The organism is Crossiella sp. CA-258035 (genome assembly GCF_030064675.1).
Classification (GTDB): domain Bacteria; phylum Actinomycetota; class Actinomycetes; order Mycobacteriales; family Pseudonocardiaceae; genus Crossiella.
This window is the reverse complement of record NZ_CP116413.1, coordinates 9,143,982-9,170,171: the sequence shown is the minus strand read 5'-3', so window position 1 is coordinate 9,170,171 and position 26,190 is coordinate 9,143,982. Positions and strand designations below refer to the sequence as shown.

The following is a 26,190-nucleotide window of genomic DNA, read 5'->3' as shown; positions in this document are numbered from 1 at the left end:
TTGCTCCGCTCCCTCCCCTCGTGTCAGCGCCGCGCGAACACCAAACGTGAGATGTCCACAGAGTTGTCCACAACTGTGCACGAAGGCGGGACGGGCCCGCACATGGACCCCCCGTAAACGCGGAAGGGGCAAACTAGCAACCGCCAGCCGCACTCACAAGGTCTGCCCGGTCACTGCACTGGAGTGGGCGCGCACCTCGCCCGATGTGGTGGAACGGGGGGCGGATTTGAGATGACGGCGGGTGATAAGTACCCTCGGATGGTCTCCCGCGTACCGACGGGTGCGTTTGCCGTGCCTGTCATGGTCGTCTGATCATGGTGATCGCGACGGAGACAACCCTAGACCTGCTTCACCCATGTACCGGGAGAACCGACCGTGAGCAAGCGCACCTTCCAGCCCAACAACCGTCGTCGCGCGAAGACCCACGGCTTCCGGCTGCGGATGCGTACCCGTGCCGGCCGCGCGATCCTGGCTGCTCGCCGCCGCAAGGGCCGCGCCGAGCTGTCCGCCTGAGACACCCGCCGCCGTGCTCCCCGCGGCTGCCCGGCTCACCCGTAGCCAGGACTTCGGCCTGGTGGTACGCCGGGGCCGCCGCGTTGGGCGACCCCGGCTGGTGGTGCACGCGCACCTGTCGAACCCGCCCACCCCTGGCGAGTCCTTCTCGCCGAGGGTGGGTTTCGTCGTGAGTAAGGCAGTGGGCAACTCCGTGGTCCGGCACCGGGTCTCCCGCCGGCTCCGGCACCTCGTGCGCGACCGGATCGACCGGTTGCCGCCGGGCAGCGCCCTGGTGGTGCGCGCCCTGCCCGCCTCGGCCGAGGCCACCAGCGCCCAGTTGGGCGGCGATCTCGACTCGGCCCTCCGCAAGCTCGGCCTGCCCGCACCAGGTGGTGCGGGGTGAGCGCCGGGCGGGCCGGGCCGCTGGCCACCGTGCTGCTGTGGCCGATCCGGTTCTACCGCCGGTTCATCTCTCCCGCTCTTCCCCCGACGTGCCGCTTCTACCCGAGCTGCAGTCACTACGCGGTCGAGGCGCTGACCACTCATGGCGCCTTCCGCGGGTCGTGGCTCACCGTGCGCAGGCTGTTGCGCTGCGGACCCTGGCACCCTGGAGGCCTGGACCCCGTTCCGCCGCCCCGCGACCGTGCTTCGGAGCGGGCTTCATGCAAATCCGCTGAGGAGTAGTTCGTGCTCGACTTCATCAACTACCCCGTGTCAGCCATCATGTGGTTCTGGCACAAGGTGCTCAGCTACGTCATCCCGGAGACCAGCGGGGTGAACTGGGCCCTGTCGGTGATGCTCCTCGTGTTCACCCTGCGCGCGCTGCTGTTCAAGCCGTTCGTCAAGCAGGTGCGCTCGATGCGCAAGATGGCGGAGTTCCAGCCGCAGCTGGCCAAGCTGCGGGAGAAGTACGGCAACGACAAGCAGCGCATGGCCCAGGAGATGCAGAAGCTCCAGGCCGAGGGCGGGTTCAACCCGCTGGGCGGCTGCCTGCCGATGCTGGTGCAGATGCCGGTGTTCCTCGGTCTGCTCAACGTGCTGCAGGGCTTCAAGCCGGGCGCCACGAGCAACTACATCTTCGGCCAGCCCGAGGTGAGCTCCTTCCTCGCCTCGAAGCTGTTCGGTGTGAACCTGTCCGCGGCGATCCGGATGAGCGGCGCGGACCTGGCCGTCATCGGCACCGACCGCACTGCGTTGTTGCTGCTGGCCATCCCGCTGATGGTGCTGGCCTCGGTGCTGACCCACCTGACCGCGCGGCACTCGGTGGCCCGCCAGTCCGCGACCGCGGCGGCCAACCCGCAGTCGGCGATGATGAACAAGCTGATGCTGTACTTGTTCCCGCTCGCGGTGCTCGTCGGTGGTCCGTTCTTCCCGGTGGCGATGCTGCTGTACTGGCTGAGCAACAACACCTGGACCCTTGGTCAGCAGTACGTGGTGTACCACCGCATCGACCGGGAGGAAGAGGAGAAGAAGGCCGCGGCCATCGAGAAGCGGCAGAACCTCGGCCCCAAGCCCGGCCAGAAGCCGCAGCCGGGTCAGAAGCCCGCGCCCGGCCAGAAGCCGGTGCGCAAGCGCCCGGCCAACGCCGCCCCGCAGGCCGCCTCCCCCACCACGTCCTCGGCCGACAAGAACAAGGACACCTCCGCCTCGACCGGGTCGGAGAAGAGCAATGCCCCGCGCAACGGTTCGGACGCGGCCAAGTCCACGGACTCCCCCGCCGCGAAGCCCGGTGAGGTCCCCGGGATCATCCAGAGCCGGTCGACGGGCAAGAAGCAGACCCGCAAGCGCCGCTGAGTCGGCTGCTACATGGAAGGAGACACCGTGTCGGAGACCTTGCAGGCGACCGAACAAGAAACGGACGCCGCTACTCCGGACGCCGGTAACGACGAGAGCCTGTTGGTGCGCGAAGGCGACATCGCGGGCGACTACCTGGAAAAGCTGCTCGACCTGCTCGACTACGACGGCGACATCGACCTGGACGTCGAGGCGGGCCGCGCGATCGTGAGCATCGATGGTGGCGAAGACCTGGAGAAGCTCGTCGGTCGCCGCGGTGAGGTCCTGGAATCCCTCCAGGAGCTGACCCGCCTCGCGGTCCAGCAGTCCACCGGCAGCCGCAGCCGTCTGATGCTCGACGTCGCCCAGTGGCGCGCCGACCGCCGGGCCGAGCTGAGCGAGCTGGGCAAGTCCACCGCCGAGGAAGTCCTGGCGACGGAGAAGCCCAAGCGCCTGCGCACCATGACCCCGTTCGAGCGCAAGGTCGTGCACGACGCGGTCGCCGCCGTCGCAGGCGTGCACAGCGAAAGCGAAGGCGAAGAACCCCACCGCCGCGTGGTGGTCTTCCCCACCAGCTGACCCCAGCAAGAACCACAGACGCCCGGCCGGGACTCCCCCGGCCGGGCGTTTGTTTTTGCGCCCAACCCCTGTCGCACTGACCTTTGGGGCGCACGGCACCCTGGTGCGGCGCGGCCCGGGGCGGCGACACTCCCCCGCCAGCCGCCAGCCGCCAGCCGCCAGCCGCCAGCCGCCAGCCGCCAGCCGCCAGCCGTGGGTGCGCGCATGCCGGGCCGCGGCTGGGGCAGGCGCGCGGCCGGGCGGCGCGGGCGAGTCGGTGTGAGCGGCCTGGCGGTGTGAGCGGCCCGGCGGCGCTGGAGGGGGCGGGCGACGCGTAGGTGGCACTGGCGCATGAGTTGGCGCGTGCGCCCGAGGTGGGCCGGTGGCGGTGGTGCGCGCGATGTCGCTGGCGGAGCTGGGATGAATTCGGGCTCAAGTTGAGGCGGCGGCGGGTGCTGAGACCTTGCCGGGCACTGGGTCGCGGCCCCGGCAAGCGTCAAGGCCGGGGCTAGAGCCGGGCGGGAACGGGTTGTGCGACTGAGCCGTGGTCGGGGCGGGGTGGCTGGTGTTCTCAACTTGTTCTGGGGGTGGGTTGCTGCGTGCTGCTGAGTCCGGCTCTTCCCAGTGGGCCGGGCTGGCCGGTGTTGTCGGGTGGCCGTGGGTCGTGGTTTTGGTGAGACGTGGCGCTTGTCCGGGCCGCTGTTTTCCCGCCCGCGCCTCCGCTTCCTCTGCGGAACGCTTTTCGGGGCGAAAAGGTTGCTTTCCGTCTTGATCTTGTCGCTGGGTTGGTGGGACGCGGGGGTGTTGGGGTGGAGTTGGGAGTTGGGGTGGGCGGGGGTTCGTGGGGCGGGTTGGGGTTCGTGGTCTCATTGGGAGTCGTGTGGGGCGGTGGTCGTTTCACGTGAAACGGCGACGAACGGGACGGGGTGTGGGCGTGGTTTCACGTGAAACGGTGGCGGTGCCGGAGGTGGCGGCGCGTGTCTTTGGGGACCAGCTTGGGGTGGCGGTGCGGTTCGCGGAGATGCTCATCGAGCAGGGTGAGACTCGTGGACTGATCGGGCCGCGCGAGGTTGAGCGGGTGTGGGATCGGCACATGTTGAACTCGGCGGTGGTCTCCGAGTTGCTGGCTCCGAACGCCTCCGTGGTTGACGTGGGTTCTGGGGCCGGGCTTCCTGGGTTGCCGATGGCGATTGCTCGGCCCGATGTGTCCATCACGTTGCTGGAGCCGATGGCTCGGCGGGTGGCTTGGTTGACCGAGGTCGTGGAGGAGCTGGAACTCGATGTGACCGTTGTTCGGGGTCGCGCCGAAGAGAAAGCCGTTCGGGAACAGCTTGCTGGTGCCGATGTAGTGACTGCGCGGGCGGTCGCGCCGTTGGCGAAGTTGGCTGGGTGGTGTCTTCCGTTGGCCCGGCCCGAAGGGCAGCTGCTGGCGTTGAAGGGGTCCAGTGCGGCTGAGGAGTTGGCGCGGGATGAACAGGCTGTGGCGGCGGTGGGGGGCGTGAACGGTCGGATTGTGGTGTGCGGGGAAGGGGTTCTTGAGGTGCCGACGACGGTAGTTGTGGTCGATCGCGCTCCAGGGCGTGACGGGAAGCGCCGGAGAAGGAAGGATCGGGGATGAGGCCGGAGTCGCCCCTGTTTTCGCATCCGGAGCGCGAAACGGCCGCTGTTCCACGTGAAACACTCGCACCGGATTCGGTGACACCCCACGCGCCCGAGGAGAGCACCGTGTGGACCCCCATTGCCGAGGAAGCCGAGCGCGCCACCCGCGTTCTTCACCCCGACGCCCTGCAGCTGCCGCGCCCATCCCGGCGTCGCGTCCTCACCGTGGCCAACCAGAAGGGCGGCGTCGGTAAGACCACCAGCACGGTCAACCTGGCCGCCGCGCTCGCCCTGCACCACCTCAAAGTCCTGGTGATCGATCTCGACCCGCAGGGCAACGCGAGCACCGCCCTCGGTGTCGAACACCGCTCCGGCACCCCCTCCATCTACGAGGTACTGATCGGGGAGATCTCGCTCGCCGACGCCGCCGCGCCCAGCAACCAGACCGACAACCTGGTGTGCGTGCCGGCCACCATCGACCTGGCCGGTGCCGAGATCGAGCTCGTCTCGATGGCCTCCCGGGAGTCCCGGCTCAAGGAAGCCCTCTCCCCCGAGGCGCTCGACTCGCTCCAGCCCGACTACGTCTTCATCGACTGCCCGCCCTCGCTCGGCCTGCTCACGTTGAACGCGATGGTCGCCGCGCAGGAAGTCCTCATCCCGATCCAGTGCGAGTACTACGCGCTGGAGGGACTGAGCCAGCTGCTGGGCAACATCGAGCTCGTGCAGCAGCACCTGAACCCGGACCTGGACGTGTCCACCATCCTGCTCACCATGTACGACGGCCGGACCAAGCTGGCCGACCAGGTGACCACCGAGGTGCGCAACCACTTCCAGGAACGTGTCCTCAAGACCGTGATCCCCCGCAGCGTGAAGGTCTCCGAGGCGCCTGGCTTCGGGCAGACGATCATCACCTACGACCCGGGTTCGCGGGGCGCGATGAGCTACCTCGACGCAGCCAAGGAACTCGCCGTACGCGGCGCCGAGATGGGAACTACATGACAGAACGAAAGGGCGGGCTCGGCCGAGGTCTCGCCGCACTGATCCCCAGCGGCCCGCCGCCCGGTGCGGCGGGCGCCTCCTCCCCCGCCGCCACCGCGGTGGCCTCCCGGCCCAAGGGTGAGGCGGTGGAGCCGGAGACCTCGGTGGCCGGTGCGGTCTACCGCGAGGTGCCGACCGCGGCGATCAAGCCGAACCCGAAGCAGCCCCGGCACGTCTTCGACGAGGACGCGCTGTCCGAGCTGGAGCACTCGATCCGCGAGTTCGGGCTCATGCAGCCCGTCGTGGTCCGGGAGCTCGGCAAGGGACAGTACGAGCTCGTCATGGGCGAGCGGCGGCTCCGGGCCTCGCAGCAGGCGGGGCTGGACCGGATTCCGGCCATCGTCCGGCAGACCGCCGACGAGGCGATGCTGCGGGACGCGCTGCTGGAGAACATCCACCGGGTGCAGCTGAACCCGCTCGAAGAGGCGGCGGCCTACCAGCAGCTGCTGGAGGAGTTCGAGGTCACCCACGAGGAGCTGGCCGGCCGGATCGGCCGCAGCCGCCCGGTGATCACCAACACCATCCGGCTGCTGAAGCTGCCCCTCCCCGTGCAGCGCCGGGTCGCCGCCGGGGTGCTCTCCGCCGGGCACGCCCGCGCGCTGCTCGGGCTGGACGACCCCGGCCGCCAGGAGGACCTGGCCGCCAAGATCGTTGCCGAGGGTCTGTCAGTGCGCGCCACCGAGGAGGCCGTGGTGCTCGCCAAGAGCGAGCAGCCCGCCAAGGCCAAGCCGGCGGCGCGCAAGCCGATCCAGGCCCCCGGGCTCCAGGACCTCGCGGAGAAGCTGTCGGACGCGTTCGACACCCGGGTCAAGGTCGAGCTCGGCCGGCGCAAGGGCCGGATCGTGCTCGAGTTCGGCTCCGTGGACGATCTTGAGCGCATCGTGGAGCTGATGGGACATAACGGGGCAAAACGGGCACAGCAGGCCGACTAGCCAGGGTATTGCCGACTTATGTCACGGTGACGTTTTCAGATGGGAACGTCTGTCAGCTGCGGGCGAGCGCTCGCTCGACCAGGGTGCCGAACACCTCACCGAGCGAGCGCCCGGCGGCCTCCACCGCCATCGGCACCAACGAGGTCTCGGTGAGTCCCGGCGAGACGTTCACTTCCAGGAAGTGCACCGTGCCGTCCGGCGCCACGATCGCATCCGTGCGGGAGATGTCGCGGAGGCCGAGCAACTGGTGCGCGGCCACCGCCAGCTCCCCCACCGCCCGCTGCGTCTCCGGCGCGAGCCGGGCCGGCGCGTGGAACGTGGTGAGCCCAGCGGTGTACCGGGCCGAGTAGTCGTACACGCCGTTCTCCGGCAGGATCTCCACCGCCGGCAGGGCCTGGGGCCCCTCCGGGGTGTCCAGCACCCCCACGGCCACCTCAACCCCGGAAACATAGGTCTCCGCGAGCACGGTGTCCCCGTAGGCCAGGCAGTCCACCATCGCGGCCGGCAGGTCCGCCGCGTCCCGCACCACGGTCGCGCCCAGCGCCGAGCCGCCCTGGTCCGGCTTGAGCATCAGCGGCAGGCCGAGCCGGTCGACCAGCGCGTCCAGCACCGCCTGGGCGCCGAGCACCCGGAACGTGCTGTGCGGCAGCACCACCCAGTCCGGCGTGCTCAGCCCGGCGCGGGCCAGCTCGCCCTTGGCAGTCGGCTTGTCCCAGGCCCGGCGGCAGGCCCTCGGGTCGGTGCCCACGTACGGCACGCCGAGCATCTCCAGCACCGACTGCACCGCGCCGTTCTCACCCTCGCCGCCGTGCAGCGCGATCACCGCGGCATCCGGCCGGTGCTGCCGCAGCCGCTCCAGCAGCGCGCCGTCGGCGTCCCACTCCTCCACGGTCAGCCCGGTCTCGCGCAGCGCGGCGGAGAGCCTGCGGCCCGACCGCAGCGAGACCTCCCGCTCGTGGGACAGTCCACCGGCCAGCACCGCGACCCAACGATCAGACACTGCACAGCTCCTTGCGTGAATGGCGACGGTCCACTGTGATCGTCCACAGTGGACCGTCGGGAAAAGCGTTGTGGGAAGAGGTCAGGCGGTGTCCGGGGACGGCGACTGCGGGCCGGTGGACTGGCGGCGGTGCACCTGGCCGAAGGTGCTGATCAGCTCCAGCTCGCCCTCCAGCACAGTGGCCAGCCTGCGCACGCCCTCGCGGATCCGCTCCGGCGTCGGGTAGCAGAAGGACAGCCGCATCTGCCCGTTGCCGGAGCCGTCGCCGAAGAACGCGGTGCCGGGCACGAAGGCCACCCGCTGGGTGACCGCGCGCGGCAGCATCGCCTTGGTGTCAATGCCTTCCGGCACGCCCACCCACACGTAGAAGCCGCCGTCCGGCTTGGTCCACCGGCAGCCGGCCGGCAGGTGCGCCTCCAGCGCGGCGAGCATGGCGTCCCTGCGCTCGCGGTAGACCTCGCGGTAGTTCTTGATCTGGCCCATCCAGTCGTGCTGGGCCAGGTACCGGGAGACCACCGCCTGGGTGAAGGTGGGCGGGCAGAGCGTGGCCGACTCCGAGGCCAGCACCAGCTTCTCCCGCACCGCGTGCGGGGCCAGCGCCCAGCCGACCCGCAGCCCCGGCGCGAAGGTCTTGGAGAACGAGCCGAGGTAGACCACGTTCTCCGGCTCCATCGAGCGCAGCGCCGGGTAGGTCTGGCCGTCGAAGCCGAGCATCCCGTACGGGTTGTCCTCGACCACCAGCACGCCGTGCCGGGCGCAGATCTCCAGCACCTCGGCCCGCCGGTGCACCGCCAGGGTCACGCCGGCCGGGTTGTGGAAGTTCGGGATCGTGTAGAGGAACTTGACCCGGCGACCGGCCGAGGCCAGCGCGGTCAGCGTGCGGTCCAGCTCGCCGGGGATGAGGCCCTCGTCGTCCAGCGGCACGTGCACGACCTCGGCCTGGTAGGCGGAGAAGGTGCCCAGCGCGCCGACGTAGGACGGCGCCTCGGCGACCACCACGTCACCGGGATCGCAGAAGATCCGGGTGACCATGTCCAGGCCGGACTGCGAGCCCACGGTGACCGTGACGTCGTCCGGGTGGGCCGAGATGCCCTCCAGCGCCATGATCTGGCAGATCTGCTCGCGCAACGCCGGGATGCCCTGCGCGGAGGCGTACTGCAGCGCGGTCTGGCCCTCCGCCGCCATCAGCTGGGCCACGTCGGCCGAGAGCGACTCCAGCGGCAGCGCGGCCAGGTACGGCATGCCACCGGCCAGCGAGACCACCTCGGGGCGGCTGGCCACCGAGAACAGCGCCCTGATCTCCGAAGCCGTCATCCCCGCGGTGCGCGCCGCGTAGCGCCTCAGGTGGGGGTCCAGGCTGCGCCCTGCTGCCGCCGCGGCCGGGACAGCGGACGGATTTTGCTGTTCGGGCGTTGAGGCAGGTAGGTTCATGCGGCGCTCCGGTATCGGCGATCGTCCGAGCCAGTCTAGGCCGCCGATGGCACCGATGGCGCCGAGTGTGATCCGGCCTCCCTGTCGAAGCCGGTGCGCTGCGCCTATGCTGGTTCTCGGTGCCCGTGGTGCGCGGGCATGCCGTTCTTGCTGGGAGGTCAGGTGTCGCGACGCGTAGTCGGCGTCACGCTGGACAACCTCGACCACCTGTCCCGGCACTCCCGGGGCTGTGTGTTCTGGGAGCTCGCTCCGCACATGAAGGAGCAGTCCGAGGAGTTCGGCCAGACCGAGTTCGACAAGGAAGCCTGGATCTCCGCGGTGTTGCTGGAGTGGGGTTCCTGCGGCCGGATCATCTATGCCGACGGGGTGCCAGCCGGTCATGTGCTCTACGCCCCGCCGGGTGTGGTGCCACGGGCGTCCACCTTCCCCACCTCCCCGGTCAGCGCGGACGCGGTGCTGATCACCGCGTTGCAGGTGCTGCCGGAGTTCACCGGCGGCGGCCTCGGCCGGGTGCTGGTGCAGGCGGTGGCCAAGGACCTCACCAGGCGCGGCGTGAAGGCGATCGAGGCCTTCGGCGACGCCACGCCTGACCAGCCCAACTGCGTGCTGCCCGCGGACTTTCTGCTCAGCGTCGGGTTCAAGACCGTGCGCCCGCACCCGAAGTGGCCGCGGATGCGCCTGGAGCTGCGGACCGCGCTGACCTGGAAGGAAGACGTGGAGGCCGCGCTGGAGCGACTGCTGGGCACGGTGTCCATCAGCGCCACCGCCGGGAGCAAGGAACCGAGCTTCCGCCCCGTCTGAGACCAACGAGAAAGGCCCCGCCAGGGAAACCGGCGGGGCCTTTCTCGTTGGCTGGGTCAGGCCGTCTCGGCCTTGGACAGCTCGTACTTGAGCAGGTCGTCGAAGGTGAACGTGCCGGTGGGCTGGTCGTTCTTGCCCAGCAGGTACAGCCGTTTCACCGCGACCAGGATGCCCTCGGCCACCACGTCCCGGAAGGCCGGGTCGAGCAGCCGGCGGCGGTCCTCGGGATTGGTCAGGTAACCGGTCTCCACCCGGACCGCGGTGCAGCGGGTCAGCCGCAGCGAGTCCCAGGTCTTCGGGTGGGTGCCGCAGTCCAGCATGCCGGTGCGGGCGGTCAGCTCGCGCTGGATGAACCCGGCCAGGGCCTCACCCACGGTGGAGCTGGTGCCGTGGCCGCCGCTGCCGAAGTGGAAGGTGGCCACGCCGCGGGCGTGCGGGGAGGAGTTCGCGTCCGAGTGCAGGGACAGGAACAGGTCCGCGTTGGCGCTGTTGGCGAACTGGGCGCGGTCGGACTCCGGCGGGCACACCTGCGGGCCCCTGGAGAGCAGTGCCTCCATGCCGGTGGCCACCATGCGGCCCTCCAGCCGCCTGGCCAGGTCCCACATCAGGTCGGCCTCGGACACGCCGTCCACCACGATGCCCCGGTCGCCACCACCGTGACCGGGGTCGATCACGATCCGCTTGCCGGACAGGCGCGGGCCGGACCGGCGCAGGTGCTCCTGCTCGCGCAGGAACACCGGGCGGCCGCCACGGACCTTGGGCGCCAGCTGGCGCAGCGCGCGCAGCGTGCCAGGGCCGCACATGCCGTCCACGGAGAGGCCGTAGTCGCGCTGGAAGTTGCGCAGCGCGTGCTCGGTCTGGTGACCGAAGACGCCGTCCGCGCGACCGGCGTTGAAGCCCAGTTCGAGCAGTCGCTGCTGCAGGGTGAGCACGTCGTCGCCGCTCATCGGCTGGGAGATCAGGTAGGCGAGGTTGCGGTCGCCGAGCTGCCAGCGCGCGTCGGTCAGCGCCCGGTAGGTGTTCGGACCGACGATGCCGTCGGTGATCAGCCCTCGTTGCTGCTGGAACGAGCGCACTGCGTGCTCGACCTGGCCATCGAAGTTGGTAGGCCTGATCTGGCCGTTGGTGGCCGGTAGCAGCCCCAGCTTCACGAGAGTCGCCCGGATCTCGGCGACGGCTGGACCGTCATCACCCCGGCGGAGCAGCAGCATGCACCCCTCGCATGACTCGGGCGCCGGAAATTCGTTCGGCGCGCAGTTGAAGACGTCCTATTGTGCCTTGCGGTTTGAGCAGCCACATGCGGGGCTACTCCCAGCAGTCGTTCCAGCACGAAAACGGCAACCCCGGCTGCGGCTCACCATCCCGAGCGGCAGAACCACTCATCAGGATGACGAAGAACCGCGAACCGGGGTTGCACGATCCAGCTGGGGACTTTACGCCAGGTTCACCTGAACTAACTCATCGCACAGGTCAGCGCAGCGGGCGGGTCCTGGGTTAGGACTCAGATCACGTCGCTCAGGTCGTTGAGGATCGCGGCCTTCGGCTTGGCGCCCACGATCGTCTTCACCGGCTTGCCGCCCTGGAACAGCATCATGGTCGGCACCGACATGATCTGGTAGTCCCGCGCGGTGGACGGGTTGGCGTCGATGTCCAGCTTGGCGATGGTGATCTTGTCCGCGTGCTCGCCCGCGATCTCCTCGAGGACCGGGGCGACCATCTTGCACGGTCCACACCAGGTCGCCCAGAAGTCCACCAGCACCGGCTTGTCGCTCTGCAGCACGTCCTCGACGAAGCTCGCGTCGGACACGACCTTGGTGTTGTTGCCCATCGTCACTCCTTGGTTGGGGGCAGGTGAATCGGTCTGTGGGGGCTCAGCTGACCGCGGCCACGGTCTCCGGCTCGGCGGCTTCCCGCTCGGCCAGCCAGCGCTCGGCGTCCATGGCGGCCGCGCAGCCGGACCCGGCCGCGGTGATCGCCTGCCGGTAGGTGTGGTCGACCAGGTCGCCCGCGGCGAACACGCCGTCCAGGTTGGTGGCGGTGCCGGGCGAGGCGACCTTGACGTAGCCCTCCTCGTCGGTGTCCACCTGGCCCTTGACCAGCGCGGAGCGCGGGTCGTGGCCGACCGCGACGAAGAACCCGGTCACCGGCAGGATGGACTCCTCGCCGGTCACGGTGCTCGCCACCCGGACGCCGGTGACGGAGGTCTCGCCGAGCACCTCGACGACCTTGGTGTCCAGCTGCCAGCGGATCTTCTCGTTGGCCCGGGCGCGCTCCAGCATGATCCGGGAGGCCCGGAACTCCTGCCGCCGGTGGATGATCGTCACCGAGCGGGCGAAGCGGGTGAGGAAGGTGGCCTCCTCCATCGCCGAGTCGCCGCCGCCGACCACCGCGATGTCCTGGTCGCGGAAGAAGAACCCGTCGCAGGTGGCGCAGGCGGACACACCGCGGCCGAGCAGCTTCTGCTCACCGGGCACGTCCAGGTAGCGGGCGGCCGCGCCCATGGCCAGCACCACGGCCTTGGCCTGGTAGGTGACCCCGTTCGCGGTGACCGTCTTCACCGGGCCGGACAGCTCGACGGACTCGACGTCCTCGGCCCGCAGCTCGGCGCCGAACCGCTCGGCCTGGGCGCGCATCTGCTCCATCAGGTCGGGACCCATGATCCCGTCCTTGAACCCCGGGTAGTTCTCCACCTCGGTGGTGGTCATCAGCGCGCCGCCGAACTGGGTGCCCTCGAAGACCAGGGGATCCAGCTGAGCCCGAGCGGCGTAGGTGGCCGCGGTGTACCCGGCTGGACCGGAGCCCACCACGATCAGGTTTCGTACCTGCGATGACACCTGGGGACCTCCGTGCCCGTGAGTCGACGTGTGCCGGCTTCGTACCGGCACAACGCGATCCTAGGTGCGGCTGTTCCCAGGTGACTTCGACGTCACACCGCGACGGCTAGCCGACGGTGCTGTCCTTGATCAACGACGGCTTCCCGGCGGCGCAGTCCGCGCCCACGACCAGCAGGCGGGTGCGGCCGGGGGTCGCGGTGAGCAGGACCAGCGCCACCCCTGGCTTGCCGTCCACGGTGACCTGGCGGCCGGCGACCGGGTTGAGCAGGTGGCCCGGCTGGTTGTTGGCCAGCAGGCACGCCTTGAGCTTGGCCTGGTCGCTGAACGGGCCGTAGTCCTTGTTGCCGGAGATCCCCGGTGGGATCTTGCCGTCCAGGTCCGCGGACTTGAGCGCGAGCACGCCATCCCCCGGCGTGCTGGCCACGCTGGTGGGCTGGGCGGTGCCGGTGACCGGCTGCTGACCCGGCAGCACGGCGAAGATCAGGCCGGTGGCCGCAGCCAGGCCGGCCAGCGCGCCGATGCCCCAGCCGATGGCCCTGGTGCGCCTGCGGCGGGCGGCGGCGAGGTCGACCACCGGGGCCAGCTGCTGCGGCTGCTGGTGGACCTGCGGCGGCGCTGACGGTGCCAGTGGTGCCGCGCCGGGGCGGGCGGCCATGGCCAGCCGCACCTCGTTCTCGATCGCCGCCTCGATCCGGCTGGCCACGTGCTCCGGCATGCGCAGCGGGGGCAGTGCGGCGAGCTCGGCCTGCGTCTCATCGAGCGCGGCCAGCACGGCCCGCGCCTCCGGGTCGGCCTCGATCCTGGGCCGCAGCTGGGCGGCCACAGCGGGGTCAAGGACCCCGGCGTGCAGATCGGCGATGAGATCAACAGACCACGGCGGGCCATCCGGCACACCGGGCCGGCGCTCGTTGGTGGTCATCGTCCCTCCCGTGGACGCCGCGGTGCCATTGCTCCAGCGTCAGGTGAGACGTTCGCACTTGCATCGGGGTTCCGCAGGTGCCCGAGAAGTTTCGCCAGCTTCGCTCTTCCGCGAGCACATCTGCTCTTCACGGTACCTTCGGCGATGCCGAGGATCCGCGCGGACTCGGCCACCGAGTAGCCCTCCACATCCACCAGGATGATCGGCGCGCGTTGCTCTTCCGGCAGCTCGGCCAGGGCGTCCTGGACGGCCAGCGAGGTGACCCGCTCGTCCATGTGGTCCCTGGGCGCCATCGGTTCGCGGTGCGGCTCCTCCGGCATGGGCACGGTCGGGCGGGCCTGGCGGCGCCTCACCCGGTCGAGGCATGCGTTGACCACGATCCGGTGCAACCAGGTGGTCACCTGTGACTCGGCGCGGAAGGAGGCCGCGGCGCGGAAGGCGGAGATGAACGCCTCCTGCAGCGCGTCGGCCGCTTCCTCCGGGTCACGCAAAGTCCGCAGGGCGACGGCCCACATGCGATCCCGATGGCGACGCACGAGTTCGGTGAACGCGTGGGGGTCGCCGGCAGCATGGGCCGCTATGAGGTCCCCGTCCGAGCTAGCCGCGGCTGTCACGCGGCAGAGAATAGCGTCAGCTCATCCTTGTGGATGACGGGCGTTCACCCGGCACGGACGAAGGTGAGCTCGGACAGCTCTGAGACGTTGCGGTCGCCGCTGCCACCCAGGCCGGTGATCCACAGCAGCACGAACTTGGTCGCGTCCCCGGCGTTCAGGGCGATCTCGGTGTCGCCCTTCTGCAGGGTGCCGCTGCCCAGCACGGTGGTCGCGTCCAGGTCGGCGTTGCCGGAGGGCGCGCTGCGCACCTCCACCTTGGTGCCCGCGCTCGGCGAGTCGATGACCACCTTGGCCAGCTTGGCCGCGTCGGACAGGGTGATCATGACGCCGACGCCGGGCTTGCCGCGCGGGAACTGCTGCCGGTAGGTCATGGTCTTCCAAGTCGAGCGCGGGTCGCCGTCGACCACCCGCTTGATCCGGTGCGGGTTGTCCGGCTCGCCCTGCACGTTGTAGACGTTGACGCTGGCCACGTCCACGGTGCCGCCCGCCTGCACCGGTTCGCTGCTGGGCGGCGTGCTCGGCTGCACCGGGTTGCTGGTCTCGGCTGGCGGTGCGGTGGTGGTGGGGGTGAGCGCCACGGTCGGGCCGGAACGGGTCTCCGGGGTGGCGAACATGCCGATCACGGACAGGCCGATCCAGGCCAGGATGCCGACGGTGGCCACGGTCAGCAGGGTCATGCCGACCGCGAGCTTGCGCCGCCTGCTCTTCTCGTCCCGCTTGTCGTCCTCTTCGACGCCGACCGCCGAGTACTCCTCGGTCAGCGCGGCCTCCTGGGCGCGCAGCGCGGCGGCCTCGGCCTCCGCGGCCGCGGTCTGCTCCAGCACCCGCAGGATCGCCGCGCCGGTGCGCAGGCCGCCGATGCTGGTGTCCACCAGGCTGCGCACCGCGACCGTGGACAGCTCGTGCGGCACGGTCGGGTGCAGCGTCTGCGGGGAGACCACGGTGCCGTCCGGGCCGGTGGGCGCCGAGGGCAGGGTGTGCGGGCCGCCGTCGAGGGCCCAGCGGCAGGTCAGCATCAGGTACAGCACGGCGCCCAGGCCGCGCACGTCCTCGCGGGCGGTCACCTCGGCCCTCGGGCCCGGGAAGGCCAGCCGGAGCTTGCCGTCCGGGGTGACCCGCAGCCGCTGCGGGTGGTCCACGCCCAGCACCAGTCCGGCGTGGTGCGCGGTCTCGACCGCGGCGGCCAGCGCCTCCAGCAGCCGGGACGCGGTGCCGGAGGGCAGCGGGCCCTCGGTGATCAGGTCCAGCAGGTCGGTGCCCTGGGTCCACTCGGCGACGATGATGCCGAGCACGCCGTCGCGCGGGTTGACCCCGTGGCCGGGCCAGAGCACGTCCAGCGTCCGGGAGACGCCGGGGTGGGTGAAGCCGGCGCCGTGCGTCGAGCGTTCCAGGGTGCGGCGGGCGCGGGCGGCGGTGTGCTCGTCGGAGGCGTCACCGATCAGCACGGTGAGAGCAACATCACGTCCCAGCGCGTTGTCCCTCGCCCGCCAGAACTGGGCCGGAGCCCGGACGTCCTGGCCGGCCAGCGACAACAGGCGGTAGCGGCCGTCACCGAGAGTCGCACCCGGAACGAAGGCGGCAGCTCCTACCGCGCCGCCGGCTGGATTCCCGTGCGGCGCCGTGTAATCCGGCGTCCCACTCACCGAGCTTTCTCCCGTTCCGCACGTCGTCTGCGGTCGTGACCCCCGACCGCGTGCTGGTGCTCCCGGTCGAGGGTACGGGACGCCGGGCGTCAGCGGCGGCGCAAAAGTCGGGTGATCCGTGACATTGCCGGATTCAGTTCCGTCACCTTCAGTAGCATCATCGACCCGAATGCCACGGCCAGTCCGAGCAGGCCGCCGACGACCACGACGACCCAGGCGATCACCCGTGGCGAGGTGCCGAGCGGGGCGAACTCCAGGGTCGCGGTGTGCACCAGCACCACGCTCAGCGCGCCGAGCAGCGAGCCGATGACGGTCAGGCCGAAGGTGCGGCCCAGCCGCCCGGTCTCCAGCCTGCCCAGCCGGACCCGCAGCCAGATGTTCCCGGCCACCGCGCCGACCAGGAAGGACATCGAGTTCACGAAGGCGAGGCCCAGCACCATGGTGTGCTCGTCCAGCACCTGCACGCACAGCACGGACAGGCCGATCTTCACCGCCACCGTGAGCAACTGGAGCATGGCCGGGGTGCGGGCGTCCTTCATCGCGTAGAAGACCCGCAGCTGCATCATGGTGATCGCGTACGGCACCAGTCCGAAAGCGGACACCGCGAGCGTGGTGCCGATCTGCTGGGCCTTGTCCAGGGTGTTGGCGCCGTAGAAGAACAGCGCCACGCCGAGCTGGCTGCCGAGCACGGTCATGCCGGCGCTCAGCGGCAGCAGCATGGTGGTCAGCAGCCTGCTGCCCAGGGACAGGTCGGCGACCACTCCGCGCACGTCGTTGTCCGCGGCCGCCTTGCTCATCCGCGGCATGATCGCGGTGAGCAGGGAGAAGCCGAGGATGCCGTAGGGCAGCTGGAAGAGCTGCCAGGCGAAGTTGTAGGCGGTCATGCTGCCGGGCACCGCGGCGGTGGCGATCCGGGTGACCACGATCACCCCGGCCAGGCCGAGCACCACGTAGAACACCATCCACAGCGCCAGGCCGCCGAACTCGGTGAGCCTGCGGTCCCAGCCCCACCGCCACTTGAACCGGATGCCGGCCCGGCGCATCGCGGGCAGCACCACCAGCGCCTGCACCACGATGCCCAGCGTGGTGCCGATGCCCAGCACCAGCAGCTTCGGGTCGCTCATGGCCAGCGGGTTGATGGTCGGGTCGCCCGGCACCAGCAGGTAGACGCCGAGGGTGACCAGCACGACCAGGTTGTTGAACACCGGCGCCCAGGCGGGCAGGCCGAACACGCCGCGGGAGTTGAGGATCGCGGTGAACAGTGCGCCCAGGCCGAAGAAGACGATCTCCGGCAGCAGCAGGTAGGCGAAGGCGGTGGCCAGCTCCGGGTGTGCCTTGCCGCTGCTGCCGTCCACGTAGATGGTGGTGAGCAGCGGGGCGGCCAGCATCATGACCACGGTGGCGGCCAGCAGGATCACCGGCGCCATGGTCAGCAGGCGCTGGATGTAGGCCTCGCCGCCGTCGGCGTCCTCCTTCTCCGCGCGCACCAGCAGCGGGACGATGATGCTGGTCAGCACCCCGCCCAGGAGCAGCTCGTAGACCTGGAGCGGGATGGTCATGCCGACCTGGTAGGAGTCGGTGATCACGCCCGAGCCGACCACCACGACGAGCACGATCCGGGACAGGAAGCCGGTGATCCGGCTGGCCAGGGTGGCGATCGCCATCGACCCGCTGGCCTTGGCCAGTGAGGGTTGGGCCTTGGCCGGGACCAGCTTGTCCATCTGCCTCGTCTCGCTCACGCGGCGCTGTCCTGTTTGCCGGAGCGCAGGCGGCGGATCAGCCTGCGGGCCACCAGCAGCACCAGGGCCGCGCCCGCGGTGACCGTGATGCCGAGGGTGATGGTGCCGTACGCGGTGGAGATCAGCGTGATCCGGTTGGCCTCGCCGCCGCGGCCGAGCGGGGTGCCGTTGATGGTCTGCAGCAGCGCGTCCACCGAGAACTGGCCGCCTCGGGTGATCTCGGTGGGCACCCGGATCGGCAGGTTGCTGTTCGCGCCGATGGTCAGGTCGTTGACATCGCTGGTGCGCAGGCCCTGGGTGCTGCTGAAGGTCACCCGCACCTTGATCACCACCGGCAGCTTGTTGCTGATGGTCAGCGGCAGCGGGCTGTCCGAGGAGGCCAGGTAGTACGGACCGGGCGGCTGCACGATGCGCACCTGGGAGACCAGGTACTCCAGCTGGTCGCCGACCAGCGAGGCGGCCGCGCCGCCCGCGGAGTTGTTGCCGCGCCAGGCGCCGGAGGCGGCCCGGACCATGCCCAGGTCCAGCGGTTCGATCAGCGAGGCGGGCGAGGTGCCCTTGACGCCGTCGCTGCTCATCGCCGACAGCAGGTCCCTGGACCGGTCGCGCATGGCACGCAGGTCGCCGGTGATGCTGGGCGAGATCTCGGCGCCGGTGGCATCCACCGGGTAGGTCAGGCCGACGGTGCGGCCGCCGTTGGCGACCTGTTCGTTCAGCCCGCGCGGGGTGACCAGCTTGCCGCCGAGCAGGTGCTGCATGGACTGCAGGAACGCGGTCAGCTCGCCGACCGGGGCCTTCCACCGGCGCGGCGGGGCCACCACCAGCGAGCCGCCGTTCTTGCCGAGCGCGGTGGCCCGGTAGAGCAGCGCGCCCATGCCGTTCTGCAGGTCCAGCGGGCCGTAGCTGGCCGCGCCGGACAGTGGCGCGGTGCCGCCGATGGCGTTGCGCACCACCGGGTCGATCGGCACCACGGAGGAGCCGGCGGCCGAGGAGTCGGCCGCGGCGGCCAGCTTGACCGGCGAGGTCACCGTGCGGCCGTCCTGCACCCCGCGCGGCTCCAGCAGCAGGGTGCGGCGGCCCAGGTCGGCCAGGGTGCGCTCGTCGATCACGCCGCCCAGCGGCCACACCATGTCGCCGACGGTCTGGATCTGCAGCAGCTCGGCGACCGCCTTGCTGCGGTCCACCGCCAGCTTCTCCAGGTCGGTGAGCCCGGCCTTGGACAGCGCGACCAGGTCCGCGTCGGCGAAGGGCAGCGCGAGCACGCAGCGGCCCCTGGCGATGCCCTTGAGCCGCTCCAGCCACTTCTGCGCCGCGGTGGAGCCGGAGCCCTCCACGGTGCTGTTGCCGCTGCGGATGCGGTAGACGCCATTGCTGGTGTCGGCCATCGCGGTGACCGTCTGCACCAGGTCCGGGTCGATCACCAGGCACAGCGAGCCGGCCAGCGCCGAGCCCGAGGGCGCGGTCTGCTCCACCGCGGAGACCAGCTCGGAGAGCCGGCCGCCGGTGGTCAGCGAGCGGGCCAGGTCGTCGTTGGTCAGCACGGTGCCGCCGCTGCCGGGCACCCGCACCGGCTGGTCGACGATCGGCCACAGCACGGTGGTGGCGGCCGCGTTCGGCGGGCTGGCCAGCACCGGGCCGCCGGGCACGCCGGTGACCGGCAGCAGGAAGCCGCGGGAGGCGATCCTGGCCTGCTTGCCGAAGTCCGGGGTGCCGTTGACGTTGAACAGCACCGGGTACACGCCGGGCCCGGTGATCTGCAGGACGCTCAGCGGCACCTCGACCCGCACCTGGGCGCTCTGGCCCGGGTCCAGGTCGGTGCCGATCCTGGTGAACTTGGAGTCCGCCCGGTCGGTCGCGGCCTCCCCCGCCACCGCCTCGTTGACCTTGTCCTCACTGGTCAGCGGGCTGCCGGCCTGGAGCCGGACCATGACGTCGCTGAGCTTGCGGTCGCCGGTGTTGGTCAGCTTGCCCGCGGCCACCAGCTTGTTGTCACCGTCGCCGGTGATCACTCTCGGTTGCAGGGTGTCCAGCTCCAGCGTCGCGGGCTGGGCCGGCGCCGGGCCGCTGGTGACGGGCTGGGCCCGCACGTCGTAGGTCTCCGCGCGCACCGGGACGGGCACGGTCAGCACGGTGCACGCGACCACAGCCGCGACCGCGAACAGCCTCTTCACGCCGGCTCCGAAGTCTCACTGGGCGCGCGCACGTGGTCGACCGCCTTGCGCACCAGGCGGCGCTCGTCCACGTAGGCCAGCAGCCCATCCAGTTCACCCAGCGGCACCCACGCCACCTCGGTGACCTCCACGTCCTCGTCGGAAAGCTCTCCGCCCACCGCCTCCAGCAGGAAGTGGTGCACGGTCTTGTGCACTCGCCGGTCCTCGGCGACGAACCAGTAGTCGATCGCCCCGAGCAGGCCCAGCACCCGGCCACGGATGCCGGTCTCCTCGGCGACCTCGCGGACGGCCGCCTCTTCGGCGGTCTCACCCTGCTCGATGTGGCCCTTGGGCAGCGACCACAGCAGCCGTCCTTTTCGATCAAGTCTGCCAATGAGCGCAGCGTGTTCGCGCGCGGCATCCACAACCAGCCCACCGGCGGACACCTCGTCCACCGTACGCAGCCGTTTTCCCCGCTGGCGCCTGGTCCGTCTACCCGGTTTGGCGCCACCGGCGCTGCCGGAGGACGACGGGGGCATGGCGCCGATGGTAGTGCGACGTAGGCTGGCTCCTCGTGTCCAGCACCTCTGTACCGGCCCAGCCGAACCAGGTCGACCCCGCCCGCGGCGCGCAGCAGAATGCGGTCGTGGAGTTGCTGCGGATCGCACCGGTCGCCGACGAGCTCGCCCAGCGGTTCGCCGCGGCGGGTCACCGGTTGTACCTGGTCGGCGGCAGCGTCCGGGACGCGCTGCTGGGACGGCCGCTGACCGACCTCGACTTCACCACCGACGCGCGGCCGGAGCAGGTGCGCGCGCTGCTCACCGGCTGGGCCGACGCCATCTGGGACACCGGCATCGCCTTCGGCACCCTCGGCGCGGTCAAGCGCGGGGCCACCGTGGAGATCACCACCTTCCGCGCGGACAGCTACGACCGGGTCGGGCGCAACCCCGAGGTGGTCTTCGGCGAGTCCATCGAGGCCGACCTGGTGCGCCGGGACTTCACCGTGAACGCGATGGCGGTGCGGCTGCCGGAGAAGGTCTTCGTGGACCCGCACGACGGCACGGGCGCGCTGCTCGCCCGGGTGCTGGACACCCCGGCCACGCCGGAGGAGTCCTTCGCCGACGACCCGCTGCGGATGCTGCGGGCCTGCCGGTTCGTCGCCCAGCTGGGCTTCGACGTGGCGCCCAGGGTGCTGGCCGCGATGACCGAGATGGCCGGGCAGATCCAGCGGATCACCGCCGAGCGGGTGCAGGCCGAGCTGTCCAAGCTGCTCTGCGGCGCGCAGCCGCGGCGGGGGCTGGAGCTGCTGGTGAACACCGGCCTGGCCGAGCACGTGCTGCCGGAGGTGCCCGCCATGCGGCTGGCCATTGACGAGCACCACCAGCACAAGGACGTCTACCAGCACTCGCTGGTGGTGCTGGACCAGGCGATCGCGCTGGAGGAGCCGGGCAGCGAGCCGGACCTGGTGCTGCGGCTGGCCGCGCTGCTGCACGACATCGGCAAGCCGGACACCAGGCGGTTCGAGCCCGGCGGCGGGGTGAGCTTCCACCACCACGAGGTGGTCGGCGCGAAGATGGCCCGCAAGCGGCTGCGCGCGCTGAAATATTCCAAGGACATCATCGAGGCCGTGGCCACGCTGGTCTACCTGCACCTGCGCTTCCACGGCTACGGCAAGGGCGAGTGGACCGACTCCGCGGTGCGCCGCTACGTCACCGACGCGGGCCCGTTGCTGTCCCGGCTGCACAAGCTGGTGCGCGCGGACTGCACCACCCGCAACAAGCGCAAGGCGGCCGCGCTCCAGCGCACCTACGACGACCTGGAGACCCGGATCGAGCGGATCGCGGCCGAGGAGGACCTGCGCCGGGTGCGGCCGGACCTGGACGGCAACGCGATCATGCAGCTGCTCGGGCTGCCGCCGGGTCCGCTGGTGGGCAAGGCGTGGACGTTCCTGAAGGAGCTGCGGCTGGACCGCGGTCCGCTCGCGCCCGAAGAGGCAGAGGCGGAGCTGCTCGCTTGGGCAAGGGAGCAGGGCATTCAGCCACCTGATCGGGGCTAGTTCCTGCCGGTCCGGTTGCCTTTTCGCTACGTTCGGTAGCGAAAGGGGGCACGATGAACATCCTCGGCAGAACGCTGTTCGTGCTGGTCACGGTGGGTTTGGCGGTCTCGGCGTGCAGTGCGCCACCGCCTCGGGAGACGGTCACGGTGACCCAGACCCAGCCGACCGCAAACCCGTCGCCAACCTCGGAGACCCGGGGTAAGACGGTGAAGGTGCCGAACGTGGTCGGCATGGTGCACCAGCAGGCTCAGGACACCATGCAGGCCGCCGGCCTGCGGAATCTCGCGGAAGAGGACGCCACGGGCAAGGGGCGGCTGCTGCTCAACGACCGGAACTGGAAGGTCGTGAGTCAGGAACCTGCCGCGGGCGCCGTGGTCGAGCTGGACCGGAGGATCCTGTTGAAGTCCAAGAAGGACGGCGACAGATAACGCGATCAGCGGTTAGCGGGACGACAGCGAGATCGGTCACCATGTGTGGTGGAGGGAACTCGTTGCTCAGGGGCATGGGGGTGCACCGTGTACAGGGTGTTGGTGAGTGCGGACGACCTGATAGTGGGGTTCGGGTTGCGGAGCATGGTGTCCGCGGGGGCGGACCTGGCTCTGGTCGATGAGGGGGATCGGGCCGACGTGGTGCTGGCCGACCTGCCGGACCTGTCCGAGTGGCGGCTGACCAAACTGGCCAGGCTGACCACCAGGACGCCGGTGGTGGCGCTGCTCGGGGTGGACCGGGCGCACCAGGCGATCGGTCTGCTGCGCCAGGGCTTCCAGGGCGTGCTCTTCCACGAGACCTACACCCCGGAGAGCCTGGCCTCGGCAGCCCGTGCCGCGGCCGAGGGCCACCGGGTGCTCGACCCGCTGCTGGCCGTGCCGTCGGTGCCCGGCCCGCGTCAGGCCGAGCCGGTGCGACCGCTGCGGCTGGCCTGCGCCTGACCTCGGCGCTCGACCAGCAGGTAGCAGACCGTGCCGATCAGGTAGACCAGGACGACGCCGAGCATCACGCCGGTGGAATGGCCGTCGGCGGGCACCAGCAAGGCCACGGTGCCCGCCGAGACCACCATGCTGACGTTGAACAACGTGTCGTAGAGGGCGAAGACCCGGCCCCGGGTCTCATCGCCGACATCGCGCTGCGCGGCCGCGTCCACGCACAGCTTCACCACCTGGCCGGCGCCGATGATCATGAACGAGGACAGCAGCAGCGCGGGCAGCGACAGGGTCAGGGTGAGCACCAGCTGGGTCAGCGCGGCCAGCACCAGCGAGCCGGTGATGGTGGCCCTGCGGCCGATCTTGGCCACCAGCGGCGGGGTGATGAGGGCCGCGGCCAGGATGCTCGCGCCGCCGGCCACCGCGACCACGCCGACCCCGCCCATGCCGGAGGGCAGCCAGCCCACGTCGTGGAAGGAGTTGCGCAGCAGCAGCACGCCGAGCAGCACCAGCGCGCCGTAGGCCAGCCGGTGCGTGATGAGCGCGACGAACCCGGCGGCCACGCTGGGCGTGCCCGCCGCCGACCTGGCGCCGTCCATCAGCCCGTGCGCCACCGCGACCAGTGCCTTGGCCGGTTCGTTGACCTCGTCCGGGCCGAGCTGCCCGCGCCGGAAGCCGAGCATGGCCAGCGCCGCCGCGATCGAGCCGGCCACCGCGATCGCAGTGACCGTGCCGGAGCCGGCGTCGCCCGCGCCGAGCAGGGCGCGCAGGCCGATCGCGCAGCCCGCGCCGACCACCGCCATGCCCGCGCCGAGGGTGGCGGCCACCGCGTTCGCCTCGACCAGGTCCTCCCTGGGCACCAGGTGCGGCAGCGAGGCGGACAGCCCGGCCAGCACGAACCGGCTCACGCCGAGGGTGAGCAGCGCGGCCACGTACAGCGCGGGCCCGGTCAGCCCGCCGAAGACGGCCAGCGCGGTGGCCAGCACCAGCACCCCGCGGATCACGTTGGACAGCACCAGCACCTGCCTGCGGTCCCAGCGGTCCAGCAACGCGCCGGCGAACGGGCCGACCACCGAGTACGGCAGGAAGATCACCGCGAACCCGGCGGCCGCGGCCAGCGGGTCGGCCGCGCGCTCGGGGTTGAACAGCACCGCGCTGCCCAGCCCGGCCTGGAAGACGCCATCGCCCCACTGGGCGGTCGCCTTGACCGCGAGCAGCCGGAAGAACCCGGGATTGGTCAGGAGATGGCGGAGTCCGACCCGAGCTTTGTGCGGGGTCTGGCCACGACCGGCCAGGCTGTCTTCGGCCGTCTGCACACACCCAGCGTACGGGTCCGGGTGCGCACGGCAGCACCCCGGACTACCTGGTCTTGACGGCGCACGGTGCGGTGCGGCGAACGGCGCAGCAACGAGTGGGATCATGTGCACCGTGTCTTCCGACGCCGAAGTCGAGCCGGGGTCCCTGCTGGTGGCCACGCCAGGGCTGCTCGACCCCAACTTCCGTCGCACAGTGGTCTACATCATCGACCACCGCGACGAGGGCACGCTCGGCGTTGTGCTGAACCGGCCGAGCGAGGTCGCCGTGCACGACGTGTTACCCGGCTGGGCGCCGCACGCCAGCCGACCGCCCGCGGTGTTCGTGGGCGGTCCGGTGGAGCAGAAGACCGCGTTGTGCCTGGCCAACCTCAAGACGGGCGAGGACATCGAGACCATGGACGGCGTGATCGGCGTGCGCGGCCCGGTGGCCCTGGTCGACCTGGACTCCGACCCGGACGAGCTGGCGCCGCGGATGCGCGGGCTGCGGGTCTTCGCCGGGTACTCCGGCTGGAGCGAGGGGCAGCTCGACGACGAGATCGAGCGCGGCGACTGGCTGGTGGTGCCCGCGCTGCCGGATGACGTGCTCACCCCGCCGAGGGTGGACCTGTGGGGCCGGGTGCTGCGCCGTCAGGGCATGCCGCTCTCGCTGCTGGCCACGCATCCGGTGGACATCAAGCGGAACTAGCGCCCAGCTTCGCGCAGATCCCGCCGCAGCAGCCGCCGCAGCCCTTGGCGGCGGGCTCGGGGTCGGGCAGGGCGTCGGCCGCGCGGTGCCCCAGCATGCCGCCGGCCGCGGTGATCAGCACCGCGCCGAGGCTGCCGAGGATGAGCAGGGTCAGGTACAGCCCGGTCTCGGTCAGCGGCGCGGTGACCACGCCGGTCAGCGCGAACAGCAGCCCCGACACCAGGACCGGCAGCCCGGCCACCTTGTTGGCCAGTGCGAATGCCTCGTCGCTGCGCATCGCGCGGGCGGTGCGCACGCCTGCGTAGGCGTTGCGGGGCAGGGTGCCGCGCAGGCCGCGCAGCCCGACCACGGCCAGCGCCGCCCCGGCGATGACGAGCAGGAAGGTCACGCTGATCCGTGGCACGATGGCGATGACTGCGAGCTGCTGCACCCCTTGAGGGTAAGCGCCGTGATTCCGCGACTCGCCCGCTACCTTCTCGTCACCGTTGTGAGGTGTGCTGCACCCATGTCTGTACCTCTCCGCGCCGTCGGTGCGCTCACCGGAGTCCTGGTGCTCGCCCTCGCCGCGCCCGCCACGGCTGAACCCGCAGGTCAGCGCGTCCGCCTGGTCTCAGAGCAGATCATCGGGAAGATCACCTTCCAGGGCACCACGGTGGGCGGCCTCTCCGGCCTCGACTACGACCGGCGCACCGGGGAGTGGGTGCTGATCAGCGACGACCGCTCCGACCGGCAGCCGGTCCGCTACTACACCGCGCGCAAGGGCGAGCAGGGCTTCGAGCTGACCGGCACCAAGCCGCTGCTGCGCCCGGACGGCTCGACCTACCCGAAGCTGTCCCTGGACACCCCCGACCCCGAGGAGATCCGGGTCGACCCGCTGACCGGGGACCTGTGGTGGACCAGCGAGGGCGACCGGCTGCCGCCGCTGGTGATCGACCCGGCCATCCGCCGGGCGCACCGGGACGGCTCCTTCGCCGGTGAGCTGCCGCTGCCGGCCAACCTGCGGATGTCCACTGACGAGCGCGGGCCGCGGCGCAACGAGGTGCTGGAAGGGCTGGCCTTCGCCGCGGGCGGGCGGCTGGTGGTCTCCACCGTGGAGGGGCCGCTGATCCAGGACGGGCCCTCCCCCACCCCGGCCGCCGGCGCGCTGGGCCGGATCTCGGTGCAGACCAGGTCGGGGCAGTTGCTCGCGCAGTACGCGTACCCGATGGAGAAGGTCTTCGCCGAGCCGGTGCCCGCCGGGGCCTTCGCCAACAACGGCGTGGTGGCGATCCTGCCGGTCACCGAGCACGACCCGCACCGGTTCCTGGTGATGGAGCGCTCCTTCGTCACCGGGGTGGGCAACAAGGTGCGGATCTACGAGATCAGCACCGCCGGGGCCTCCAACGTCAAGGACGTGGACTCGTTGGCCGGGGCGCAGATCCGCCCGGTGCGCAAGAAGCTGCTCGCCGACCTCGGCGCCCTTGGGCTGTCCACTGTGGACAATGTGGAGGGGATGACCTGGGGTCCCCGGCTGCCCTCCGGTGAGCGCAGCCTGGTGCTGGTCAGCGATGACAACTTCTCCGCGACGCAGGTCAGCCAGCTGATCACGCTCGCGGTGCGCTAACCTGGTAGGCGTGAGCACGGCCCACCTGCTTCTTAGCCAGCCGCGCTGACCGGTTCCCGGTTCGCGCGGCAACCCCTCATGCCC

At 70.8% G+C, this 26,190-nt stretch carries 27 protein-coding genes; 14 read left to right on the top strand and 13 right to left on the bottom strand.

Features of this window, described 5'->3' with window-relative positions; genetic code table 11:
* The first annotated feature begins 375 nt into the window (after positions 1 to 375).
* The 8 genes from rpmH to N8J89_RS41660 all read left to right on the top strand — a co-directional run bounded on the left by rpmH (position 376) and on the right by N8J89_RS41660 (position 6,395).
* Positions 376 to 513, top strand: a complete 138-nt coding sequence (gene rpmH / locus N8J89_RS41695) for a 50S ribosomal protein L34 (RefSeq protein ID WP_010849920.1) — start codon at positions 376 to 378, stop codon at positions 511 to 513.
* Positions 514 to 526: 13 nt separating this feature from the next.
* Positions 527 to 898: a ribonuclease P protein component gene (gene rnpA, locus N8J89_RS41690; protein WP_252485458.1), complete on the top strand. Its 372-nt coding sequence runs from the start codon at positions 527 to 529 to the stop codon at positions 896 to 898.
* Positions 895 to 1,179: a membrane protein insertion efficiency factor YidD gene (gene yidD, locus N8J89_RS41685; RefSeq protein WP_252485457.1), complete on the top strand. Its 285-nt coding sequence runs from the start codon at positions 895 to 897 to the stop codon at positions 1,177 to 1,179. The genes rnpA and yidD overlap by 4 nt, the downstream gene beginning before the upstream one ends.
* Before the next feature lie 3 nt (positions 1,180 to 1,182).
* Positions 1,183 to 2,289 (top strand): membrane protein insertase YidC, encoded by a 1,107-nt coding sequence (gene yidC, locus N8J89_RS41680; protein ID WP_283662340.1) that lies wholly within the window; start codon positions 1,183 to 1,185, stop codon positions 2,287 to 2,289.
* A gap of 27 nt (positions 2,290 to 2,316) precedes the next feature.
* Complete coding sequence (locus tag N8J89_RS41675; protein WP_283662339.1) at positions 2,317 to 2,847, top strand: Jag family protein; 531 nt, start codon at positions 2,317 to 2,319, stop codon at positions 2,845 to 2,847.
* Positions 2,848 to 3,754: 907 nt separating this feature from the next.
* Positions 3,755 to 4,444: a 16S rRNA (guanine(527)-N(7))-methyltransferase RsmG gene (gene rsmG, locus N8J89_RS41670; RefSeq protein WP_502868399.1), complete on the top strand. Its 690-nt coding sequence runs from the start codon at positions 3,755 to 3,757 to the stop codon at positions 4,442 to 4,444.
* A 107-nt stretch (positions 4,445 to 4,551) separates the two neighbouring features.
* Complete coding sequence (locus N8J89_RS41665; protein WP_502868398.1) at positions 4,552 to 5,424, top strand: ParA family protein; 873 nt, start codon at positions 4,552 to 4,554, stop codon at positions 5,422 to 5,424.
* Positions 5,421 to 6,395, top strand: a complete 975-nt coding sequence (locus tag N8J89_RS41660; protein WP_283662336.1) for a ParB/RepB/Spo0J family partition protein — start codon at positions 5,421 to 5,423, stop codon at positions 6,393 to 6,395. The genes N8J89_RS41665 and N8J89_RS41660 overlap by 4 nt, the downstream gene beginning before the upstream one ends.
* Positions 6,396 to 6,447: 52 nt before the next feature.
* On the opposite strand, the gene N8J89_RS41655 is transcribed toward N8J89_RS41660, so the two are convergent.
* Both N8J89_RS41655 and N8J89_RS41650 read right to left on the bottom strand, forming a co-directional pair.
* Complete coding sequence (locus N8J89_RS41655; protein ID WP_252483550.1) at positions 6,448 to 7,395, bottom strand: D-alanine--D-alanine ligase family protein; 948 nt, start codon at positions 7,393 to 7,395, stop codon at positions 6,448 to 6,450.
* A gap of 81 nt (positions 7,396 to 7,476) precedes the next feature.
* Positions 7,477 to 8,826 (bottom strand): aminotransferase-like domain-containing protein, encoded by a 1,350-nt coding sequence (locus tag N8J89_RS41650; protein ID WP_502868397.1) that lies wholly within the window; start codon positions 8,824 to 8,826, stop codon positions 7,477 to 7,479.
* Positions 8,827 to 8,988: 162 nt separating this feature from the next.
* On the opposite strand from N8J89_RS41650, the gene N8J89_RS41645 reads away from it, so the two are divergent.
* Positions 8,989 to 9,627, top strand: coding sequence for a GNAT family N-acetyltransferase (locus tag N8J89_RS41645; protein WP_252483551.1), 639 nt, complete (start codon positions 8,989 to 8,991; stop codon positions 9,625 to 9,627).
* Between the two features lie 56 nt (positions 9,628 to 9,683).
* Here N8J89_RS41645 and N8J89_RS41640 read toward each other — a convergent pair whose 3' ends face one another.
* From N8J89_RS41640 to N8J89_RS41600, 9 genes are all read right to left on the bottom strand, one after another.
* Complete coding sequence (locus N8J89_RS41640) at positions 9,684 to 10,838, bottom strand: N-acetylmuramoyl-L-alanine amidase (RefSeq protein ID WP_283662335.1); 1,155 nt, start codon at positions 10,836 to 10,838, stop codon at positions 9,684 to 9,686.
* 290 nt (positions 10,839 to 11,128) lie between these two features.
* The gene (gene trxA, locus N8J89_RS41635; protein WP_283662334.1) at positions 11,129 to 11,455 is read right to left on the bottom strand and encodes a thioredoxin; all 327 of its coding nucleotides are present in this window, start codon (positions 11,453 to 11,455) and stop codon (positions 11,129 to 11,131) included.
* Between the two features lie 43 nt (positions 11,456 to 11,498).
* Entirely contained in the window at positions 11,499 to 12,461 is a 963-nt protein-coding gene (trxB, locus tag N8J89_RS41630; protein ID WP_283662333.1) for a thioredoxin-disulfide reductase, read from the bottom strand.
* A gap of 106 nt (positions 12,462 to 12,567) precedes the next feature.
* Positions 12,568 to 13,380: an anti-sigma factor family protein gene (locus tag N8J89_RS41625; RefSeq protein WP_283662332.1), complete on the bottom strand. Its 813-nt coding sequence runs from the start codon at positions 13,378 to 13,380 to the stop codon at positions 12,568 to 12,570.
* Positions 13,377 to 13,994 carry an RNA polymerase sigma factor SigM gene (sigM, locus tag N8J89_RS41620; RefSeq protein ID WP_252483556.1) on the bottom strand — a complete coding sequence of 206 codons (618 nt, stop codon included), beginning with the start codon at positions 13,992 to 13,994 and terminating at the stop codon, positions 13,377 to 13,379. The genes N8J89_RS41625 and sigM overlap by 4 nt, the downstream gene beginning before the upstream one ends.
* 44 nt (positions 13,995 to 14,038) lie before the next feature.
* Positions 14,039 to 15,637 (bottom strand): protein kinase family protein, encoded by a 1,599-nt coding sequence (locus tag N8J89_RS41615; protein ID WP_283662331.1) that lies wholly within the window; start codon positions 15,635 to 15,637, stop codon positions 14,039 to 14,041.
* 89 nt (positions 15,638 to 15,726) lie between these two features.
* The gene (gene murJ, locus N8J89_RS41610; RefSeq protein ID WP_283662330.1) at positions 15,727 to 17,376 is read right to left on the bottom strand and encodes a murein biosynthesis integral membrane protein MurJ; all 1,650 of its coding nucleotides are present in this window, start codon (positions 17,374 to 17,376) and stop codon (positions 15,727 to 15,729) included.
* Positions 17,373 to 19,547 (bottom strand): DUF6049 family protein, encoded by a 2,175-nt coding sequence (locus N8J89_RS41605; RefSeq protein ID WP_283662329.1) that lies wholly within the window; start codon positions 19,545 to 19,547, stop codon positions 17,373 to 17,375. Before N8J89_RS41605 ends, murJ begins: the two co-directional genes overlap by 4 nt.
* Complete coding sequence (locus N8J89_RS41600; protein ID WP_252483560.1) at positions 19,544 to 20,065, bottom strand: NUDIX hydrolase; 522 nt, start codon at positions 20,063 to 20,065, stop codon at positions 19,544 to 19,546. Before N8J89_RS41600 ends, N8J89_RS41605 begins: the two co-directional genes overlap by 4 nt.
* A 35-nt stretch (positions 20,066 to 20,100) precedes the next feature.
* Here N8J89_RS41600 and N8J89_RS41595 point away from each other — a divergent pair, with 35 nt between their 5' ends.
* The 3 genes from N8J89_RS41595 to N8J89_RS41585 all read left to right on the top strand — a co-directional run bounded on the left by N8J89_RS41595 (position 20,101) and on the right by N8J89_RS41585 (position 22,511).
* A complete protein-coding gene (locus tag N8J89_RS41595; protein ID WP_283662328.1) occupies positions 20,101 to 21,582 on the top strand; it encodes a CCA tRNA nucleotidyltransferase in 1,482 nt (493 codons plus the stop codon).
* Between the two features lie 53 nt (positions 21,583 to 21,635).
* Positions 21,636 to 22,010 (top strand): PASTA domain-containing protein, encoded by a 375-nt coding sequence (locus N8J89_RS41590; RefSeq protein ID WP_283662327.1) that lies wholly within the window; start codon positions 21,636 to 21,638, stop codon positions 22,008 to 22,010.
* A gap of 96 nt (positions 22,011 to 22,106) precedes the next feature.
* On the top strand, positions 22,107 to 22,511 hold the full coding sequence (locus N8J89_RS41585; protein WP_283662326.1) for a hypothetical protein: 405 nt from the start codon (positions 22,107 to 22,109) through the stop codon (positions 22,509 to 22,511).
* Here the strand turns inward: N8J89_RS41585 and N8J89_RS41580 are convergent.
* Entirely contained in the window at positions 22,469 to 23,818 is a 1,350-nt protein-coding gene (locus tag N8J89_RS41580; RefSeq protein ID WP_283662325.1) for an MFS transporter, read from the bottom strand. The genes N8J89_RS41585 and N8J89_RS41580 overlap by 43 nt on opposite strands.
* A gap of 103 nt (positions 23,819 to 23,921) precedes the next feature.
* On the opposite strand from N8J89_RS41580, the gene N8J89_RS41575 reads away from it, so the two are divergent.
* On the top strand, positions 23,922 to 24,503 hold the full coding sequence (locus N8J89_RS41575; protein ID WP_283662324.1) for a YqgE/AlgH family protein: 582 nt from the start codon (positions 23,922 to 23,924) through the stop codon (positions 24,501 to 24,503).
* On the opposite strand, the gene N8J89_RS41570 is transcribed toward N8J89_RS41575, so the two are convergent.
* The gene (locus tag N8J89_RS41570; RefSeq protein ID WP_283662323.1) at positions 24,490 to 24,933 is read right to left on the bottom strand and encodes an SdpI family protein; all 444 of its coding nucleotides are present in this window, start codon (positions 24,931 to 24,933) and stop codon (positions 24,490 to 24,492) included. The two genes, N8J89_RS41575 and N8J89_RS41570, sit on opposite strands and share 14 nt — an antisense overlap.
* Before the next feature lie 75 nt (positions 24,934 to 25,008).
* Here N8J89_RS41570 and N8J89_RS41565 point away from each other — a divergent pair, with 75 nt between their 5' ends.
* Entirely contained in the window at positions 25,009 to 26,106 is a 1,098-nt protein-coding gene (locus N8J89_RS41565) for an esterase-like activity of phytase family protein (RefSeq protein ID WP_283662322.1), read from the top strand.
* Positions 26,107 to 26,190 lie beyond the last annotated feature (84 nt).

Excerpts from the sequence above, each read along its gene's own strand:
- N8J89_RS41565 (WP_283662322.1), top strand. The coding sequence starts at position 25,009 with ATGTCTGTACCTCTCCGCGCCGTCGGTGCGCTCACCGGAGTCCTGGTG.
- N8J89_RS41660 (WP_283662336.1), top strand. The coding sequence starts at position 5,421 with ATGACAGAACGAAAGGGCGGGCTCGGCCGAGGTCTCGCCGCACTGATC.
- N8J89_RS41600 (WP_252483560.1), bottom strand. The coding sequence starts at position 20,065 with ATGCCCCCGTCGTCCTCCGGCAGCGCCGGTGGCGCCAAACCGGGTAGA.
- N8J89_RS41590 (WP_283662327.1), top strand. The coding sequence starts at position 21,636 with ATGAACATCCTCGGCAGAACGCTGTTCGTGCTGGTCACGGTGGGTTTG.
- N8J89_RS41640 (WP_283662335.1), bottom strand. The coding sequence starts at position 10,838 with ATGCTGCTGCTCCGCCGGGGTGATGACGGTCCAGCCGTCGCCGAGATC.
- N8J89_RS41650 (WP_502868397.1), bottom strand. The coding sequence starts at position 8,826 with ATGAACCTACCTGCCTCAACGCCCGAACAGCAAAATCCGTCCGCTGTC.
- N8J89_RS41625 (WP_283662332.1), bottom strand. The coding sequence starts at position 13,380 with ATGACCACCAACGAGCGCCGGCCCGGTGTGCCGGATGGCCCGCCGTGG.
- trxA (WP_283662334.1), bottom strand. The coding sequence starts at position 11,455 with ATGGGCAACAACACCAAGGTCGTGTCCGACGCGAGCTTCGTCGAGGAC.
- N8J89_RS41575 (WP_283662324.1), top strand. The coding sequence starts at position 23,922 with ATGTGCACCGTGTCTTCCGACGCCGAAGTCGAGCCGGGGTCCCTGCTG.